This is a genomic window from Nitrogeniibacter mangrovi (genome assembly GCF_010983895.1).
Classification (GTDB): Bacteria; Pseudomonadota; Gammaproteobacteria; order Burkholderiales; family Rhodocyclaceae; genus Nitrogeniibacter; species Nitrogeniibacter mangrovi.
Genome location: NZ_CP048836.1, coordinates 2667050 through 2686827 on the forward strand (window position 1 = coordinate 2667050; position 19778 = coordinate 2686827).

Consider the following 19778-nt stretch of genomic DNA (forward strand, 5'->3'; position numbering starts at 1 on the left):
GCCGGGACCTCAGGGATGCGCCGGGGGCTGGGCGCCGCCGAGGCGGACCGCGACGGTGGCCTCCGTGGACACGCCCCGGTCGTCGTGGCGATAACGCATGCGGATCTCGTCGCCCGGGGCGCGGTCGAGCAGTGCCAGCTTGAGGCCGGCGAAATCGGGCGTGGGGGTGTCGTCGATGGCGACGATCACGTCGCCCTTCACCACCCCCAGCGGCTTGAGCACACTGTCCTCGGCCAGGCCCTGGACGATCACGCGGGCGTCGGCGCTGTTGAGGAACACACCCAGTTGCCCCGCCGGCGGCAGGGTGCGCGCCTCGGAGAGGACGACGAAATCGGCCACGTGGGGCTGCTCCAGATGCTCGGCGCCCACCAGCAGACGCGCGCCTCGGATACCGGTGCGGCGCTCGACCCGATCGGGAATGCCGTCGCCGAACATCACGTGGCCGCTGCCGGCCAGCACCAGCAGATGCCGGCCCGGATGCGCCTTCACGTAATCGGATGCGGTCTTGGCCATGGTCTCGTCCCAGGTCTGCATCACCTCGAAGAAGTCCTCGAAGCCCTGGTCCTGGCGCGGATGCGCCTCGAAGGCGGTGCGCACCCGCTCGCGGTAGGCCGCGCTCGCCGGGCCATAGGTGGCCGGCAGGCGCGCGCGCTCCGCGGCCGACAGGCTCTTCAGCCCGCCCTGGCCGATCTTGCGGGTGAGCTCGGCCGGCGCGTTGAGGGCAACGATGGCAATGCCGTTGTCACGGGCGTAGCGGAGGATGGGCCGGTACAGTCGGTAGTCGAAGCGCCAGCGGTCGAAGTAGCCGCTGCGCGCCAGCATCTGCGCTTCGTCGATGCGCCCGGCCACGTAATCGTCCAGCACCGACTGGAAGGGGAACTGGAACCACTCCACCCCCAGCGCCACCTCGCCATACTTGCGATGCAGGAACTTGAGCGTCTCGAGCTGCACCAAATGGTGGTCGTAGCGGGTGTGCGTCTCGCCGACGAATACAATGCGATCGTCCTTGAGGTTTTCCAGCGTCTGCTGCAGGGTGGGCGCCTGCCCGACGGCCAGCACCGGCGGGTCGATGTCCGCCGGTGGCGCCGTGTCCGCCTGCGCGGCCGGGGCCACCAGGGCCAGTCCGATCAAAAGCGGTGTCAGAAGAGTGTTGAGCCACATGTGCTTGTTTCCCGTATCGATTCGTCAGTGTCGCAGATTCGGCCTCCGGGGCGCGTTCGCCCTGATCGCCACCACGCTCGCCCTCCTCGCCCGCGCGGCCGCGCCGGGCGTGGTGCATCACGATCTGCAGGTGTCGCTGGATCCGGCCCGCCACCACATCCGCGTCACCGACACGCTGACGCTGCCGGACGATGCGCGCGGACCGCTGCGCCTGTGGCTCGGCGCCGCCTTCCACCTCGACGCCCCGCCGGCCACGCTCAAGCCCTTGGACGCGAGCGACGACGGCCGGTTCCGCGCCTGGCGGCTCGAGCTGCCCGCCAACACGCGGCGCATCACCCTGTCCTATGCCGGCACCATCGAGACCGACACCGCCCATGTCGAGCACGCCATGCCGCCGGCGTGGATCGACACCCACGGCGTTTACCTCGACGGCGCCAGCGCCTGGGTGCCCCGCGTGGACGGCCACCCGGTGCGCTTCACCCTGCGCGTCGACGGCCCGGCCGGGTGGACGTATCTGAGCCAGGGCCGCCGCGAAGACGACGGCCGCCGCTGGGTGAGCGACACCCCGCAGGAAGACATCTATCTGCTCGCCGGCCCCTTCGCGCGCACCGACCGCGCCCACGGCCCGGTCACGCTGGAAACCGATCTGCTCGCCGACGACCCCGCCCTCGCCGGGCGCTACCTCGCCGTCATGGGCGGCTACATCGACTTCTTCAGCGCGCTGCTCGGCCCCTACCCCTACCCGCGCTTCGCGGTGGTGGAGAACCGCTGGCAGACCGGCTACGGCATGCCCGGCTTCACCCTGCTGGGCAGCCAGGTGCTGCGCCTGCCCTTCATCCTCCATTCCTCCCTGCCCCACGAGATCCTGCACAACTGGTGGGGCAACGGGGTGTGGGTGGATGCGCGCGACGGCAACTGGTGCGAAGGGCTCACCGCCTATCTGGCCGACCATCTCATCCAGGAGGCCATCGGCGCCGGCGCCGACTACCGGCGCAAGCTGCTCGAACGCTACACCGCCTTCGCCGCCGCCGGGCGCGACCTGCCCCTGCGCGACTTCCGCAGCCGCCACAGCGAGGCCACCCAGGCGGTCGGCTACGGCAAGATGCTGATGCTCGTGCACATGCAGCGCCGCCACATGGGCGACGCCGCCTTCGTGGCCGCACTGCGCCAGCTGTGGCAGCGCCACCGCTTCAGCACCGCCACCATGGATGACGTCGCCGCCGCCCTGAACCCCGACGGCAGCGGCACCGCCTTCGCCCCGATCTGGCGCAACACCGCCGGCGCCCCGCAGATCGCCATCGCCGGGCTCGACGTCACCCCCCAGGCAGCCGGCGGCCAGCGCCTCGACCTGCGGCTGCAACAGACCCAGTCCGGCGCCGCCTATCCGCTCAGCGTGCCGGTCACCGTGCAACTGGCCGACGGCAGCCGCGACGACCTGAGCCTCGATTTCACCGGCAAGAGCGCCCGCCTGCAGCAGCACTACGCCAGCGCCCCCGTGCGGGTGGACGTGGACCCGCAGTTCGACGTCTTCCGCCGCCTCGATCCCGGCGAGCAGCCCTCTGCCCTCGCCCGCCTGTTCGGCGCCGCCACCCAGTGGCTGATCCTGCCCGACGCGGCCGACCCCGACCAGCGCGCCGCCTGGCAGGCGCTGGCCGACGCCTGGCAGCAACGTTATGGCAACGTGCGCATCGTGAGCGACAGCGCCCTGGCCACCGTGCCGGCCGACGCCGCGGTGTGGGTGCTCGGCTGGCACAACCGGGCACTGGCGGCCCTGCGCCCGCGCTTCAACACCCCGGGGCAAGGCCTCGACACCGCCGCCGCCACCGTGGGCCCCACCCGCTACACCGCCGCCGACCACGCCGTGGTGCTGCTCGACGCCGACAACCGCCGCGCCCCACTGGGCTTCATCGGCGCCGCCACGCCAGCGGACATCGCCGCCCTGGCGCGCAAGCTGCCCCACTATTCCACCTACGGCCGCCTCGTGTTCGCCGCCGGCACCATGAACCGCCTCGTCGGCGAAGCCCTGCCGGTGAGCCACTCGCCACTGAGCCGGGTCCTCGGCACGACCGACCCGGGCCCGCCCACCGAGCGGCGTCCGCCGCTGGCGGATCAGGTGGAGGTGGCGTTGCCGTCCGGTCGATGAAGGCTTGAAAGTTGAATTGATCAACGCAAAGCCCAACATCACCCGCGCGAACGAATGCGGGGACCCCGAGCGCCACGAGTCTCAATCCCGGCCATGCCCATGCGCTACAGATCGGGCGGGAACACGCAGCGCCTCGACCGAGGGCGCCGTTTCGATTGGGCGGATTTCAACCCGCTGACGACAACTCGGCCGAAGCGACCTGAATCGCCCTGTCGCCAAGGCAGCGTCAGCGTCTTCAGTGGCGGACCATCCCCCCGTCTACCGCAATCACCTGGCCGGTGATGAACGCGGCGTCGTCAGAAGCGAGGAAGGCAACCGCGCCGGTCAGATCCTCGGGCACCTGGAGCCGCGGAATGGATTGCAACTGCGCTGGCAATGCCTCGAACATGCCGGCCAGCTCGGAGGCCTCCGTGGTCGCGGTGCGGACCAGGCTCGGCGCGATCGCGTTCACGGTGATACCGAAGGGGCCGAGTTCTGCCGACAGGGCGTGAGTGAAGCCGATATTGGCGCCCTTGGTGCTCACGTAATTGACATAGCTGGCGATCTTCAGCCAGAAGGTGGTCGACGTGAGGTTGATGATGCGCCCCCACCGACGAGCTTTCATCCCGGGGACGAACGCCTGGGCCATCAGGAACTGGGAGTCGACGTTGATGGCGAACATCCGCTTCCAGTCGTCGAAACGGATGTCTTCAAAGGCCGTCATCGGGTAGATGCCCGCGTTGTTTACCAGGATGTCGCAGCGCTCCAGCGTGCCGGCAAACGTCTTCACCGCCTCGGGTGACGAGGCATCCACCAGCGCGCTGGAGGCGATGCCGCCGACCTCCCGGATCATGGCCTCGGTGCCGGAAGCGGACGCAATGTCGGCGATGATCGCGTGGGCGCCTTCCGAGGCCAGGCGGACAGCCATCGCCTGCCCGATGCCGGCCGCGCCGCCGGTAATCACGGCCACCTTGCCTTCAAGTCTCTTGTTCATGTTTCACGGTCCTTCTGGATGAGTGTTCAATCACAGGTTGTGGATGAGGCGGAACCATGGGGGCTCCGCCACGGCCCTATAGCCGCTGGATGGCGGACTGGGTGAGATACCGGGGGTAGATTTCCGGATCGTTCACGCGCATGGTGTGCCCGCCACCGATGCTTCTGACCTGCTCGATTCGTGTCATGCGACCGGTCTGCAGGTTGTAGGCATGTACCGTGGTCCACGACCAGTAAGGGTCGTTGCCGTCGAGCACGCATCCGCCCGGGTCTTCATACCGGGCATAGGCGCCGTCGAAGAAGCGAAACGGCACGCCATTGCGATCGAACGAGAGCATGGCCAGCGGCACGAGGGTGCGGGCATCGAACCAGACGCGCTTTTTCGAGACCGGCGCCCGTGGAAAACCCGTCGGTTCGGCCTCGATGACGAGCACTTCCGGGACGAGTTCGACGACCGTGTCCCAGAAGCTGTGCCCGAGTGCCCCGCCGTGGGTGCCGTGCTCCCAGTTCGGGTGGGCCGAAGACCATCCGCCGGAGACGGCTCCGAGGTAGGGGCCGCGATCGACCAGGGTGAAATTGCCCCAGGTCAGGAACGGGTCCCCGGCGGCCCAGGCATCGGACAGGTACAGTTCGGAACCCGGCGCCAGGGGCTCGAAGCGCTGGTTGCTGGGCAGCCGGCGAAGCCGCTTGAACGAGGGAATGTAGCCGTACAGCTCGGGGAATTTCGATTGGTCGTACGGCCAGATGTTGAGATAGGCCATGCCCTTGAAGTCGGCCGGTTCGGTGAAGAAGACGGACTGGTATCTGAGCGTGTCCTCCTTGCCGGGAATGGCAGGCTTCGGATCGAGCGAGATGCGCCCGATGGGCGACATCTCCGCCCAACCGGTCGAATACCGGTATTGAATCGCGCCGTGTTCGTCCAGGTCGTACTCCCGGGAGGCGTAGAACGACGCGTCATGACGGCCCCAGCTCAGGGTGTGTGCGGCAAACACTTCGATCGGTCGGGTCGGTTGCGGAAACGGATTTCCGCCGATCCACGGGCCGCCCTCCCGATGCACCACATTGCCACTGCGGTCGAAAACGGCCTGGCCGGCATGTCTCAGGGTGGCCTCCACATACGCGGGCGGCAGCAGTTGTGTGAGGTCGGTCGTCGTCGGTGCGAGGACGAGTCGGCGGCCCCGATGGGCGATCTGTTGATAGCGGACGGGGTCGATCAGATCCCTGACCGATTCGACATTCTGTGCGCTGATCGTGTCGCCTGCCTTGAGGCGACCGCGTGTGTAGGCCTCGATCGACAGCAGTTCGTCCGGATAGGCCTTCGAGAGGTCGCCGTGCTTGGCAAATGCCTGCCACGCCGGACACAGCAGGGCCGCGCCAAGCAGGTGTTTTCCGGCACTGTTCAGGAATCGCCGTCGGGACGGCTCGACGCGGGGCGTGTCCATTGTGATCGACGAGACTTCAGGCAGAGTCGCTTGGAAAAAAAAGCCTCGCCAGCGCAAAGGAGGGGGCGATGGCGAGGCCAAGTAGGGAGGAGATTCAGAAGAACAACGAGCCCCGGACGAAGACCTCGCGCGCATACCCCATGTCCTGCGCGAAGTTCACGTTGTCACCGGAGGTCGACTGCACGTAGTTGCCATAGATGTCGAGCTGAAAGCTCTTGTTCGGCCGCCAGCGCGCGCCCGGTTGCACCAGCCAGCCGCCCCGGCCATCGGTCATGGCTGTCAGGTCGAATCGCCATTCCAGCGTGGGCGAAGGCTGCTGGATCGCCAGCGCGTAGTAGTTGGCGCCACCATTGATGCCTTTGGGTGCTTCTCCGGGCGTGTTGTCGTAGCCTTTGAGTGAGCGACCGAAAATGTCACTGGCCGATTTGTGCAGCCACTGCGCCACAAAGTAGGTGGCTGGGATGCTGGCGCTGAACTTGTGGTACTTCTCGAAGATGAAGGCGAATTGCGTCTCGTCCTCTTCGATGTACTTGCGCGACAGGGTGGGATTGGTGAAGCGCTTGTTGGGCGTGTAGGAAAATTCGAAACGCCCGATCAACTGGTCGAGCAGGCTGTCCGGCGCACCCTTGAAGATGTAATTGACGCTGCCGCCGAAGACATTTTCGCGAAGGAATCGTCGCTGGATCCAGCCATTGAGGTCTCCGCCGGTGAAGAATCCGTCGAGGATACAGCCCGCCGAGGCACGATCGACCTTGAAGGCGCCGGCGGTCGCACCCGGGGCGCCACAGAATGCGGCCAGCCCGGCCGTCGACGGTGCCATCCCCACCGGAAACTCGTTGAGCGCCGTCTCCAGCGCACCAAAGCCGTCAAGGCGCGCGTGCGATGCATAGCGAAACCACTCCTGCGCGCTGAACACGCCGGTGCCCCCGCCCGCGGAGAACGCGGTGCCGTTGATGGCCGCGTTGCCCCGGGACGGCGCCCAGCTGAACACGCCATCCGGATTGACGCGCCGGATGGCGAACGCACTCAGACCCACGTCACCGATGGCGCCCCTGACTTTCGCCCCGAAATTCCACTTGTTCTTGGCTTCTTCGTAGCCCGTCCTGTCGTCCACGATGAACTGGGAGGGAATCACGTTGTAGGGTGAGTTGCGGTTCCCCAGCAGGGTTGGCTGGAAGCGCTGGACGAATCCCTCGAGCTCCCAGTCCTCATTGACCCGATAGCTGCCGCGCACCGCCGGCGCCGGCACCCGGCTGTCGGAGAACTCCTCTGCCGCAACACCGAGGATGGAATGGCGGCGCAGATCGAGGCCGTTGACCTGATCCGCCACGCGGAAGAAGATGGCCTCGCCCCATGCGATCTGCTGATTGCCGATCCGCAACCAGAACGGGCCATGGGCATAGTCCAGATAGGCCTGAGGCATGTCCACCATCCAGGTCTTCCCGGCGGCTTCGAGATTCGACGAGCCGTCGTTCGATCGCCCGAACGGCTGGCGGTACAGGTCGACACCGCGGAATGCGTCCTCCACCAGCCCGATCTCGTCCTTGACGCCGCGCAGCTTGATACGGGCCGTCCAGTCGCTCGACAAGCGGCCGTTGATATCCAGTTCCATGCGCGTGGTGAACAGGTTGAAATCGTTTTCGTTCTTTGCCGATGCCGGCCGGGTGAGCGTATTGGCGCCGCCAAGAAATTCATTCTGGACGGCAACGCCATTGAAGGGGTTGCCACCGGCGTTGTCGATGTTCTGCTTGTCACCGTACTTGACGCCGACTTCCTGGCGAATGAATCCGGATGCCGACCACTCCGAGTCGGCCGCATGTGCGTTGCAGGCCACGATGAGCGCGGCTGCGGCCGGAATGGTGAATGTCATTTTTCTGGTCATTTTGTCTTTCTCCTTTGCCTCTCTTCACGAACGGGTTGGTGTGTTCCAAAGTCGTTGAGCAGACGCGCCCCACCGCGGGACGACCTGTCGGTCGTCCGCCCAGGAAAATACGAAGTGATCGGAGCGTCTCAGCGCATGGCGCGCGTCATGGCGTGAAGGTCATGACCTTGCCGCCTGAGCCGACGGAAATGATCCGGGGCCTTTCACCAGCGCCTTCGCTGGCGGCCAGATCCAACTGCCAGTTCCGGCGGACGAGCGCAGAGGGCGGCATGTGCCATGTCGCCCCGCCATCGCGGGATGAGAGCAAGGTGTTGACGCCGCCGACGACGATGTCCCGTCTGTCGTCCGCCCACACCGAGGTCAAAATCGCGGCGGTGCCGCTTTCGAGCTCGCGCCAGTGCGTGCCCCGGTCTTCACTCTTGAGAATCACGCCCTCCTGGCCCACTGCAAAGATCACGCCGTCTGCCGTCGTCACCAGATTGAAGAGGGAGCGCTTGCCTTTGTGGAGCACCGTCCACTGGCCCTGCGGATCGATTCGCAGCATGAGCCCGAACTCGCCCGCGACCAGTGCATCGCCCGAGTCGAGGACTTTCACCGCGTACAGATGCGGTTCGGCGATGTCGCCGAGCACCTGGTCCCAGGGGATCTCGATCGATGTCCATGCCTTGCCACCGTCCTCGGAACGCAGCAGGGTGCCGAACGCCCCAGCCGCATAGGCCAGATGCTTCCGGTTCATGTCGACCGAAAAGATGCGCTCTTCGGTGCCGCTGTCCGCCTTGTGCCACGCGGTGCAGTCGGGCGCGACAAGAATGAGCCCCGACTGCCCGCCGGCCAGACACCGGCCACTCTTGCGGGCCACGCTCAGCAAGGCCAGATCGGTGGGGCGGGCGCCTTGCCGCGACCAGGTGCTGCCCCCATCGTTCGAAACCATCACCAGGCCCGCGTCACCGACCGCGATGCCGTGGCTGTCCTCGAGGCTGACGGCGTACAACATGTCATGCGGCGTGCCGCTTGAGACCACGTGCGGCACATCGCCGGCATGTGCGCTGGCGACGATGAAGCAGCTCCCCAGCGCGCGGATCCACGGCGCCAGGGATTTGGGGATCAGGGGTGTGATCAAGCGAAATTTCATGATGGCCTCCCGATGGATCCGGCTCATGCGCCCAGGCGCGCGATGGCCTGTCGGGTCAGGTACTTCTCGTACAAGCCGTCGACGTCGAAACTCGTCGTGATGCCGTCGGAAATCTCCTTGGCCATGTTGCTGCGCGACATGCGGTTGTTCTGCATGTCATGGGAGTGGAAATGGCTCCACGACCAGGTCGTGTGCTTGCCGGTGGTGTGGCGAAGATTGCCTTTTTCGTAAGCGTTCCAGGCAGCCTCGTAGTTCTTGAACAGTTCGCCGCGACGGTCGTACACATGCATGTTGATGAAGATCAGGTTGCGCGCGTCCATCCAGATGCGCTTCTTGCCCACCGGCGCACGCGGGTAGCCGACGGGCTCGGCCTCGATGACGATGCATTCGGGCACGAGTTCCATGTTCGTGTCGAAGAAGGTCTTTCCGTCCGGACCGCCATGGACGGGGATGTCCCAGGCGGGATCGTCGCCCGGCCAGTTGCCTGAGGCGGCGCCAAGCATCGGCCGGCGCTCGACGATCTTGAAGTTGCCCCAGGTCAGCATCGGATCACCGGCCGCGAACGCGTCCGACAGATACATCGTGAAGCCGGGCACCAGGGGCTCGAAGCGCTGGTTGGTCGGGAACTTGCGCACCCGCTTGAAGGCGGGGACATAGCCCACCAGGTCGGGAAACTCGCGCTGGTCCAGGTACCAGGAACTGAGAAACGCCGTGCCACGCACGTCGTTCGGTTTCGTGAACAGGGCCGTCGTGTAGCGCAGCTTGCCGTCATGGCCTTCGAGGTACGGCGCCGTCGGATCGGTACGTGCGACGACGTTTTCCTCGAACCAGGCCCACTCGTACTGATAGGTCGGCTTGCCGTCGGGGCCAATGTCGTAGTCGCGCATGGCGAAGGTGGCGTTGTTGTAGCGCGAGCCCATGACCAGGCTCACGTACACCTCTTCCGCCGTCTTGGCGTCGGGGAACGGCAGGCCGCCGATCCAGGGTTTGCCGTCCGTGGTGAACAGGTTCCCGTCGCGATCGAACCTGGCCTTGCCCTTGTTGCGCAGGGTGGCTTCCAGATACTCGGCGGGGAACAGCTTGGTGGCATCGACGGTGGTCGGCACGATGCGGATGCGCCGCCCCATCTCCTTGACCTGGCGATAGGTGCCCGGGGGCAACAGATCCTTGACGATATCGACGTTGTCGGCGGTGATCATGTCGCCGGTCTTGATCTTGCCCTTGGTGTAGGCGTCGATGGACAGGAGCTCTTCCGGATAGGCCTTGGAGATGTCGGCGGCGTTCCCGATCAGGGGCCACAGCGGGGCCAGGACACCCGCACCGACCATGGCGCCGGCTTTGGAGAGGAAAGCGCGCCGGCTGTAGTCGTGATCAAATTTTCGGATATGCATGATGTGTCTCCTTGGGTGGTAACGCTGTTCTTCTGTGTGTCAGGTGGCTTGAGCAATCAGCTTGGCTTCCGCGGCCGCATGCTCCGGGGTGTCCAGCAAGCCCTCCACGGACTCGGACAGGAAGTGATGCTCCGAAGAGATGAACTTCGGTTTGATGAGGAACACCAGCAGTGGCACCAGGACGAGCGCCAGGATCATGTTGATGGCCATGACGACGACCAGCAGCAGGCCCATGTCGGAGAGGAACTTGAGGTCCGACATGAAGTGCCAGGGCAGGATGCCGATGGTCATCAGCAGCGAAGTGAACAGGATCGCCTTGCCGCAGGTCAGCAGCGCCCGCCGGATGGCCTCGCCGATGTCCTGTGCGCCCCGGTATTCCTCGCAGATGCGGCTGAGCTGGTAGATGCCGTAGTCGATGCCGACGCCGATGCCGATCGACAGGATGGGCAGGCTGTTGACGTCCAGTCCCAGGCCGCCCAGCACCATGTAGGCGGTCAGCATCATGTTGGCCAGGTTGACCGGCACCAGCAGGATCATCGCCGCGACGACCGAGCGGTAGGCGAGCGAGCAACCGATGGCAATGACCACATTGAGCCCGGCCAGGATGTACCACTGGTACTTGTCGATCGTGTCGTTGATGGACTGCTGAAGTGCGATGGAACCCGAGGCGAGGCGGATGCGGAAGGTGGGGTGCTCGGTCCCGACCTCCTTGAGACAGGCCCTGGCGTCTTGCAACGCCGCATCGACGGTGGCCTGCTTGTTGTTGGCGTACCAGACCGACACCGTCGCGTTTTTCTGTTCGAAGTCGGCAACGTGCGAATAGGCAGCGGGGCTGGTCCCGAGCATCAGGGCGCTCGAGGCCGCGGCGGCGGCGGCGTCGCTCCGGTCGAGCGGCGACCATTTCGGATGGCCGCCGTTGAACAGCCGATTCGCTTCCGGGGCGTAGTCGGCGAACGACAGCGTCGCGGTGGGCGGGTGCGCCTTGCCCTCGAGGCAGTACTGCAGATGACGCATGGTGGTGAGCGTCTCGGACTGCCGGACGATGCGGCCTTGCTTGCCTTCGAAGATGATTTCCAGCGTCATCACACCTGGAAAGTCCTGGTTGATGGCGCGCACCGCCGTGTTGAACTCGGAATCCTCTTTGAGCAGGTTGCTCCCTTCGACCGGGTTGCCGACCTGGATCTGTGTCACCAGGGCGATCGACACCGCGGTGACCACCACGAAGGCCATGGCTGTCCATTTGGCGTTTTTCCCGACCGACAGACTCGACAGACGCGTCAGCGCCCGATTGAGCAGCCGGTGAATGAGGCCGGACGAGTGACCTTCGCCCACCAGCTTTTCCAGATTCCTGGGCGCGGGCAGTAGCGCCAGGAACACGGGAGTGAGAATCACGCTGGTGGGAATCAGCATCAGCGCCCAGAAACCGGTGAATGCGGCGAAGCGCTCCAGGGCGGGGATCGGCGCAATCGCCACGAGCAACAGGCCGCACACGTCGGTAAAGATGCCGAGCGTGCCCGGGGCAATCATCACCGCCAGCGACAGCTCGGCGGCCTTGCGCTTGTCGCCCACTTCGGCCAGCAGTTCGTAGTACCGCTCGGTGGCTTGGACCGAATGACTGAACGAGCGCGCGATCAGCAACAGGGGCACCACCATCAGCAGCGGCTCAATCGGATCATGTATCCAGCCCACGAAGCCGAACCCCCAGATGGCCGAGAGGGCGCTCACCAGAATCGGGGTCAACACGCCGGCCGCGTTGCGCATCGCCAGCAGCAGGAAGGCGAACATCAGGATCAGCGTGACGGCGAAGATGGTGGTGGTCTGGGCGCCGAAGTGATAGACCCAGCCGGTCAGCGTCGGCCAGCCGGCTACATGAATTTCGTGATTCGCATCGCTGTACTTGGCGACCAGGCCCTGTACGGCGTCGAAGGCCACGCCATAGTCGACCAGGCGTTCGATGAAGGTCGCGTTGATGATCGCCGCGGTGCCATCCTGGGACACAAGGAAGGTGCGCACCGACGGCGACTCGTTGACCCGCCGCTTGATCTCCTTGAGTTCGGCCGGCGTGACCGGCGGCTTCTCGTCCAGGATCGGGTTGGAATAGATGCCATCCGCCGTGAGCACCGTGTACCGCGCCTTCTCGGTGGCAATCGACACGATCTGATCGTGATCTACGCCGGGAACCAGGTCGACATCCCGGGACAGATCCCAGATCTTCTTCTGGGTGTCCGCGTTGTAGATGTCTTTGCCATCCACGCGCTTGACCATCAGGCTGATCGTCAGCGGATTGCCGAAATTGGGATGGTCCTTGTAGGTTTTGACGAAGGGGTGATGCTTCGGGAAGAGGTCGGAAAAGATGGTTCTGACCTCAATTCTTGACAGACCGACCGCGAAGAACGCGGTGATCATCAGCGCGACCGCCAGTGTCAGCCACGGACGGCGGACGGCAAGTCGCGCGATCTTGTGCCGGATCGTTTCGGTTTTAGATGTCATGCTTCTGCTCTCTTTGCTGGGTCCAGGACGCACCACGCCCCCCGCCCCCGGCCATGGGCACGGGTGACGGGCCTTGCATGCGTTTCGGGGTTCGACCCCCGTTCTGTTATTGAGCGAGTGCGTCGCAGGTGACCGGCGTCAGCGTGAAGCCGGTGTAACCTTCGGCCGCGCAGCGGCTGATGACATCCTTGTAGTGCTTGCCGCCGCCCAGATAGACCATGAAGACACGCGGCTTGCCCGGGATGTTGGCGCCCAGGTACCAGGAGGTCGCCTCCGGCAGCAGGGTGGCGTCGGCCATTTCCTTGGTATGGCGGATCCACTGTTGCTCGGCATCCGGGTCGGCGTTGATGCTTGCGTAGCCGTTCGCGTCCATGTGCGAGATGCACTGGGCAATCCATTCGCAGTGCATCTCGATGCCCAGGGGCATGTTGAACAGCACGGACGGGCTCTGCGGCCCCGTGATGAAGAACATGTTGGGGAAGCCGTGGGCCGCCAGACCGAAGAGCGTCCGGGGGCCGGCAGACCAGTAATCCTTCAGGGGCAGACCGCCCTCGCCGGTGATGTCGATCTTGAACATGGCGCCGGTGAAGGCATCGAAGCCGGTGGCGTAGATCAGGATGTCGAAATCATACTGGGCGTTGCTGGTGCGCAAGCCGGTGGGCACGATTTCCTCGATGGGGTGGGATTTGATATCGACCAGCGTGACGTTGGCGCGATTGAAGGTTTCGAAGTAGTTCGTCTCGCAGGGCTGTCGCTTGGTGCCGTAGGCCTGACTCTCGGGGGGGCACAGCATCTCCGCGACGGCCGGATCCTTCACCCGGGCGCGAATCTTGGCGCGCACGAAATCGGCCGTATGCTTGTTGGCGCGCTCGTCGAACAAGGTATCGGCGTAGCAGCCAATCCAGAGGCTGAAGCCGCCGTCTTCCCAGCAGGCTTCATACTGCTTCAGACGTTCCTCATCGCTGTCGGCCAGCGCGGACGGTTTCAGGCGATCGAAGGGCACGCCGGCAAAGGACTCCCAGGCCTGACGGCGCAGCTCCCGGTAGTTTTCCTTGACGGCGCGATCCACCTCGGGGGTCATGGGCTCGTTGCGCAAGGGCGTGCCGTAGTTCGGCGTGCGCTGGAAAACGGTCAGGTGCGCCGCCTCTTCGGCGATGAGCGGGATGGCCTGCATCGCCGTCGCGCCGGTGCCGATGATGCCCACGCGCTTGCCGGCAAAATCCACACCCTCTTTCGGCCATTTGCCGGTGACATACACTTCGCCCGCGAAGGATTCATGGCCCTTGAACTCAGGGATGTTGGCGTCCGACAGCGTTCCCACGGCCGGGATGAAATAGCGCGCCCGGACGACCTCGCCCTGGTTGGTCGTGATGATCCACAGCTTGTCCGCCTCGTCGTAGTGAGCCGCGTTCACGCGGGTCCTGAACGTGATGTCCTTGGCCAGATCGAACTTCTTCGCCACGAACTCGAGGTAGGCGAGGATTTCCGGTTGCGCGGCGTACTTCTCCGACCAGTTCCATTCCTGTTCCAGTTCCTCGGAGAACGAAAAGGAATAGTGGTGACTCGGAATGTCGCAGCGGGCGCCCGGATAGCGATTCCAGTACCAGGTACCACCGACACCGTCGGCGCTTTCGAAGACCCTGACATTCTTGTTCAGGCGGTCCCTCAGCAGATGAAGCATGTACAGGCCGGCAAAGCCGGCGCCGAGAACCACGGCGTCCACGACTGGGTTAGCGCGATCGCCCGAGGCATTCTGGGTCATGGGTCTGTCTCCTTTTTTGTCTCATGTGCACGTTTGCTGGTCACCGCCGGTCGACACTGGCGAAGACACAAATCGAATGGCTGATGGAGTCGCAGTTGCGTTGTTGCCCGCGTCACTCCTACAGCCAACGAATGGCAAAGACTGTGCCAAACAGACAAAACAATTCAGAAACAGTAACTTGCGAATTTCCCCCGGATTGACCCGGGGATGCCGCGCCGAGCGAATTTCATAAAAAACTCAAACGGGTTCATAGAATTCGCAAATGCGACAGGGGCGCGGGAAAACGTGTTCAGTCAGGGGAGCGGCCCAAAAGGACGGGCGCCCCGTCCGCAGCGTCTTCGCTGCACTGACGGGGCGCCCGTGGGCCTGAATCGGCGTGAGGGACGTGCGCGTGCCGGGTGGGTCAGTCGGTCTTGAGCTTCTCCAGCCGGTACGCCATCCGGGCGCGCGTGATGCCCATGAGCCTGGCGGCCTGGGAGACGTTGTCCTCGGCCAGTGCCATGGCGTTGCGCGTGATCGCCGCCTCGAAGTCGTCGTGCGAGAACCCCTCGCTCAGCATTTTTTCGCACAGCGCGTCGTAAGGGGAACGCCCGGTATCGGCGCGTTCAGGCTCGAGCGAACCGGATCGCGACAGCTTGTGCCCGGGCTCTTCCTCCGGTGGCTGAGACGCGAACAGGGACTCTGCGTCGATGCTGCGGTGCTGGTCGGTAAGAATCACGCCCCGCTCGATCATGTTCTCCAACTCCCGGATGTTGCCCGGCCAGGGATATTGCTTCAGCGCGCGCATCGCCCGGTCCGAGATGCCCATCGTCGTTTTCTTGTATAGGGCGTGGAACTTGCCGACGAAATGCTTGGCCAGCACCGGGATGTCATCGACCCGATCGCGCAGGGGCGGGATTTCGATCGGATACACGTTGAGTCGATAAAACAGATCTGCCCTGAAGCGGCCTTGATGGACGGCATCGAGCAGGTCCTCGTTGGTGGCCGCGACCACCCGCACATCCACCTTGCGCAAGGTCGTGCCACCGACCCGCTCGAGTTCGCCTTCCTGCAACACGCGCAGCAATGCGGCCTGGGCACCGGGAGGCAGTTCGATCACTTCGTCCAGAAAAATCGTGCCGCCGTCGGCCCGCTCGAACTTGCCCTCACGGCTGACCGAGGCGCCGGTGAATGCGCCGCGTTCGACGCCGAACAGCTCCGAGGCGATCAGGTCGGTCGGGATGGATGCGCAGTTGACCGCCACGAAGGGCTTGTCCGAGCGATCGGACAGCGCATGCAGACTGCGCGCGAACATTTCCTTGCCCACGCCGGTTTCGCCCAGCAGCAGGACGGAGGCGCGGCTCGCCGCTCCGCGTTTGACCAGATCCTTTGCTTTCAGAAATGCGGCCGCATTGCCGATCAGCCGGGGCATCTCGGAAGGCTTCGCATGATATTCGCGAACCGTTTCCTGCAGTTCGGATATCTGGGACTGCAGGGCAAAGAGTGCTTCCGCGACCGAATCGGGCTGATACAGCTTTTCGAGCTCCGCGCAGTCCTCCCACTCTTCGGCGGGCTTGCCGATGATGCGGCAATGGGCCGAGCCGCAACCGGCGCATTCCTCTTCCTTGAACAAGACCTTGCGCCCCATGTAGTACGAGGTGAACCCGCTCGAGTACCCGATCAGGCTCCAGCAGACCGGTTCGTCGGAAACCCCGAAGTGCTGGAGATGCGCATCGGCCTCATAGCTGTCGGTCCACTCGAAACGGCCGATGAACGAGCCCGACTCGAGATCGAAGGACAGCTCGAGTGGTTCGACATGCACCAGCCCCTTGATGCACGCCAGACGCGGCCCCGCGAGGAACGCATCGTCCGTTGTGAAATTGGGCCGCAAGGTCTTGGTGAGTTCGGCGTCCTTGAAGCCGGCGTGAAAGCCGAAGCGCATAAGCAGCCCACGGGCGCGGGAGATACCGAGGGTCTCGATCAGTTCCTTGCGCAGTAGGGACATGCCCGAGGCGTGCACCATCAGCACGCGCTGTTCGTTGAACCAGATTTTTCCGGCGACGGGATCGAACCGCACCTGCGACAGCAGGTCGTCGTCGGATGGGTACTGGGGCCCATGGGTCTTGCTCATTCGTGTCTCCTCTCGTTGGTCTTTATTTTTATGATTTTGTGAAATCGCATTCATAAAATCATAAACAGAACGCGCTTCCAAGGTGTGTTGCAGCATGCCGACCCAGCCCACCATCCAAGACGATTCCGGCTCCTGAGTGCCGCTGCGGCCGGGGCATCGCGTGGTGGCATGGGCGTTGCTCCGAAGAGTGCGGCCTCCCATCGGGATGGCCCCAACGACACTCACGGAGACAAAGACCATGCCACTGGACCAAGCTTCCCAGCAACTGCTCCAGCAACTGTCAGACATGGGGGCCCGGCCCTTTCATCAGATGACCCCTGACGAAGCGCGCGCGTTTCTGTCGAGCCTCAGGCCTGCCTACGGCGAGGGGCCGCCGATGCAGCGGGTGGTCGAGGAGAACCTAGAGACCGAGCGCAGCCAATGTCGCGTTCGCATGTTCATTCCCTCGGCCCCGGTCGAGGGAATGATCGTGCACTGTCACGGCGGCGGCTGGGTGACGATGTCGATCGACGACTTCGACGTGTTCGCCCGCATGCTTGCCGCGCAGTCGCGATGCGCGGTGGTGCTGGTCGACTATCGTCTGGCGCCGGAGCATCCGTTCCCGGCTGCGCTCGATGACTGCCAGGCCGCGCTGGAATGGGCCGCCGATGCGCGCACGCGGCATCTCGGCGCCCCCAGCTTGCCGCTCATCGTCAGTGGCGACAGCGCGGGCGGCAATCTTGCCGCGGTGCTGGTCAATCGCTCGGCCGTGGGGCATGGGCCGGCACTTGCGATGCAGGTCCTGATCTACCCCGTGACGCAGGCACGACTCGACACCGAGAGCTACCTCGATCCCGACAACCAGCTGCTGCTCTCCAGGGACGACATGGCCTGGTTCTGGGACCACTACCTTCCGGAACCGGAACGGCGCGAAGACCCCGAGGCCTCGCCGCTCAATGCGCCGGATGTCTCTGGTGTGCCGCCGACCCTCATCGTGGGCGCCGAAATGGATGTGCTGAATTCCGACTCGGATGCCTATGCGGAAAAGCTGAAGGCCGCTGGCGTGCCAACCCGGCTCCAGCGTTTCGCGGGGCAGATGCATGTTTTCGCCACCATGACCAACGTGCTCCCGGCGAGCGCGGCCGCCATCGAATTCATCGCCGACGAGATTTCGAAGCGGCTGGCCTCCCGCTGAAGCACACGCCGCCAATGAATCCAAACGGAAAGGAATCTTCATGAATGTCATGAAAATGTTTGATCTCGCCGATCGGGTCGCGGTCGTGACCGGGGCCGGCAATGGTCTGGGGTACGTGATCGCCGAAGCCATGGCCGAGGCGGGTGCCCACGTGGTGTGCGCGGATATCGACGCGGCAGGCAACGAACGGACGGCCAGCCGCGTCGAGGCACTCGGTCGCACGGCGCTCGCCGTGCATTGCGATGTGACGCGCGAACAGGACGTTGCCGCATTGTTCCGGCGTGCGGATGACGCCCTGGGCCGCGTGGATATCACCTTCGCGAACGCCGGCATCGCCGACAGGACACCGCAGCCCCTGCACGACTACCCGACGGACGAATGGAACCGCGTCATCGCCGTGAACCTGCAGGGGGTTTTCTACACCGATCGGGAAGCACTCAGAATCATGTCACGCCAGCAATCCGGCAAGCTGATCAACGTCGCGTCGATGTGGGGCCTTGCCGGTGCGTCGAGCGTGATCCCCATCCCCGCCTACAACGCGACCAAGGGCGCGGTGGTCAACCTGACCCGGGAACTGGCGCTCGAATATGCCTCGAGCAACATCCAGATCAACGCCCTGTGTCCCGGGTTCTTTCGCACACGGCTGGCCGACGGAGCCTATGACGATCCCGGTTTCGTCGAGGCTGTCAGCGCCTTCACGCCGATGGGGCGTGTCGCCGATGCCGAAGAAATGAAGGGCTCCGCGCTTTACCTCGCGTCGGATGCGTCGAGTTTTACCACCGGCCTCATGCTGGTGACCGATGGTGGATGCCTGGCCAAGTAGCTGGCCGCGGTGTGCCGTGTCGCCCAGCCGTAGGGCAATGGGATGGACGCCTCCCTCCTATCCGGGATCTGCCCCCCTACCCCGCCCCAAACAAATCCGCCTGCGCCTCCGCAAACGCCTCCTCCGCCTCGACGAACCGCACCCCCACGCCCAACAGCCGCACCGGTCGCCCCTTGCGGGCATGCCCGGTGCGCAGCAGTTCCAGCCAGCGCGCTTCGTCGGGCGCGTCGGCGAGGCATTCGGCGGTGGTGCGGGTGAAGTCGTCGAAGCGGATCTTGACGAAGGCCTTGTGTACCGGCGGGGCCGGGTCGAGGCGGGCGAAGCGGCGGTTGAAGTCTTCCATGAGCGGCGCCAGCGCGGCTTCGCAGGCGGCCAGATCGGGCAGGTCGGTGGCGTAGGTGGTTTCCACCGAGAGGGATTTGCGCGGCCGGTCGGGGGCCACGGGGCGTTCGTCGATGCCGCGGCACAGGCGGTGGAGGCTGCGGCCGAACTTGCCGAAGCGGGCGATGAGGTCGGCCAGCGACCAGGCGCGCAGGTCGCCGCAGGTGTGCACGCCGAGCTGCTCGAGGCGGGCGGTGGTCACCTTGCCGACGCCGAACAGCTTGCCGACCGGCAACACCTCGACGAAGGCGTCCACCTCCTCCGGCCGGACAACGAACTGGCCGTTGGGCTTGCGCCAGTCGCTGGCGATCTTGGCGAGGAACTTGTTGGGGGCGATGCCCGCCGAGGCGGTGATGCCCACTTCCGCGTGGATGCGGGCGCGGATTTCCTCGGCCATGAGGGTGGCGCTGCCACGGCAGCGGTCGACGCCGGTCACGTCCAGGTAGGCCTCGTCGAGGGAGAGCGGTTCGACCAGCGCGGTGTAGTCGCGGTAGATGGCCAGGATGCGTTGCGAGGCGGCCCGGTAGCGTTCGAAGTCGGGCGGCACCAGGATGAGCTCGGGGCACAGGCGCAGCGCCCGGCTGGTGGGCATGGCGGAGCGCACGCCGAAGGCGCGCGCCTCGTAGTTGCAGGTGGCCACCACGCCGCGGGTTTCGGCCCGGCCGCCGACCGCGAGCGGCTTGCCGACGAGCGACGGGTCGTCGCGCATCTCGATGGCGGCGTAGAAGCAGTCGCAGTCGCAGTGGATGATCTTGCGGGTCATGGGCTCGGGTCGGTCGGCACGCGGGCGGATCGGCGCCCGCTCGGGACGGGGGCGACTGTATCACCGACGCCGGCGGCGCGGGGCGCCCCCGGGCCGCGACGCCCGCCCGGCGCCGCGCCCGAAAGTTTTAGCGCGCGGCTATCAAGTCCATG

General features: G+C 65.0%; 13 protein-coding genes. 3 read left to right on the top strand and 10 right to left on the bottom strand.

Annotation, left to right across the window (positions count from 1 at the left end; all coding sequences use genetic code 11):
* Positions 1-9: 9 nt before the first annotated feature.
* Positions 10-1161 carry a ChaN family lipoprotein gene (locus tag G3580_RS12315; protein ID WP_173765924.1) on the bottom strand — a complete coding sequence of 384 codons (1152 nt, stop codon included), beginning with the start codon at positions 1159-1161 and terminating at the stop codon, positions 10-12.
* Between G3580_RS12315 and G3580_RS12320 the strand changes: the two genes are divergently transcribed.
* The gene (locus tag G3580_RS12320) at positions 1160-3304 is read left to right on the top strand and encodes a M1 family metallopeptidase (RefSeq protein ID WP_173765925.1); all 2145 of its coding nucleotides are present in this window, start codon (positions 1160-1162) and stop codon (positions 3302-3304) included. The genes G3580_RS12315 and G3580_RS12320 overlap by 2 nt on opposite strands.
* 235 nt (positions 3305-3539) lie before the next feature.
* Here the strand turns inward: G3580_RS12320 and G3580_RS12325 are convergent, their stop codons facing one another.
* From G3580_RS12325 to G3580_RS12360, 8 genes are all read right to left on the bottom strand, one after another.
* Complete coding sequence (locus tag G3580_RS12325) at positions 3540-4277, bottom strand: SDR family NAD(P)-dependent oxidoreductase (RefSeq protein ID WP_173765927.1); 738 nt, start codon at positions 4275-4277, stop codon at positions 3540-3542.
* Positions 4278-4353: 76 nt separating this feature from the next.
* Positions 4354-5718 (bottom strand): DUF1329 domain-containing protein, encoded by a 1365-nt coding sequence (locus G3580_RS12330; RefSeq protein ID WP_173765929.1) that lies wholly within the window; start codon positions 5716-5718, stop codon positions 4354-4356.
* 94 nt (positions 5719-5812) lie between these two features.
* The gene (locus tag G3580_RS12335; protein WP_173765931.1) at positions 5813-7600 is read right to left on the bottom strand and encodes a DUF1302 family protein; all 1788 of its coding nucleotides are present in this window, start codon (positions 7598-7600) and stop codon (positions 5813-5815) included.
* A gap of 145 nt (positions 7601-7745) precedes the next feature.
* Entirely contained in the window at positions 7746-8720 is a 975-nt protein-coding gene (locus G3580_RS12340; protein WP_173765933.1) for a WD40/YVTN/BNR-like repeat-containing protein, read from the bottom strand.
* Between the two features lie 35 nt (positions 8721-8755).
* Entirely contained in the window at positions 8756-10123 is a 1368-nt protein-coding gene (locus G3580_RS12345) for a DUF1329 domain-containing protein (protein WP_173765935.1), read from the bottom strand.
* A 39-nt stretch (positions 10124-10162) separates the two neighbouring features.
* The gene (locus tag G3580_RS12350; protein WP_173765937.1) at positions 10163-12613 is read right to left on the bottom strand and encodes an efflux RND transporter permease subunit; all 2451 of its coding nucleotides are present in this window, start codon (positions 12611-12613) and stop codon (positions 10163-10165) included.
* A gap of 106 nt (positions 12614-12719) precedes the next feature.
* Positions 12720-14375: a flavin-containing monooxygenase gene (locus tag G3580_RS12355; protein WP_173765939.1), complete on the bottom strand. Its 1656-nt coding sequence runs from the start codon at positions 14373-14375 to the stop codon at positions 12720-12722.
* Positions 14376-14778: 403 nt separating this feature from the next.
* Positions 14779-16485 (bottom strand): sigma-54-dependent Fis family transcriptional regulator, encoded by a 1707-nt coding sequence (locus G3580_RS12360; protein ID WP_173765941.1) that lies wholly within the window; start codon positions 16483-16485, stop codon positions 14779-14781.
* 238 nt (positions 16486-16723) lie between these two features.
* Between G3580_RS12360 and G3580_RS12365 the strand changes: the two genes are divergently transcribed.
* Both G3580_RS12365 and G3580_RS12370 read left to right on the top strand, forming a co-directional pair.
* Complete coding sequence (locus G3580_RS12365) at positions 16724-17659, top strand: alpha/beta hydrolase (protein WP_173765943.1); 936 nt, start codon at positions 16724-16726, stop codon at positions 17657-17659.
* A 40-nt stretch (positions 17660-17699) separates the two neighbouring features.
* Positions 17700-18482 carry an SDR family NAD(P)-dependent oxidoreductase gene (locus G3580_RS12370; RefSeq protein ID WP_173765945.1) on the top strand — a complete coding sequence of 261 codons (783 nt, stop codon included), beginning with the start codon at positions 17700-17702 and terminating at the stop codon, positions 18480-18482.
* 76 nt (positions 18483-18558) lie between these two features.
* On the opposite strand, the gene dinB is transcribed toward G3580_RS12370, so the two are convergent.
* On the bottom strand, positions 18559-19626 hold the full coding sequence (gene dinB, locus G3580_RS12375) for a DNA polymerase IV (protein ID WP_173765947.1): 1068 nt from the start codon (positions 19624-19626) through the stop codon (positions 18559-18561).
* Positions 19627-19778 lie beyond the last annotated feature (152 nt).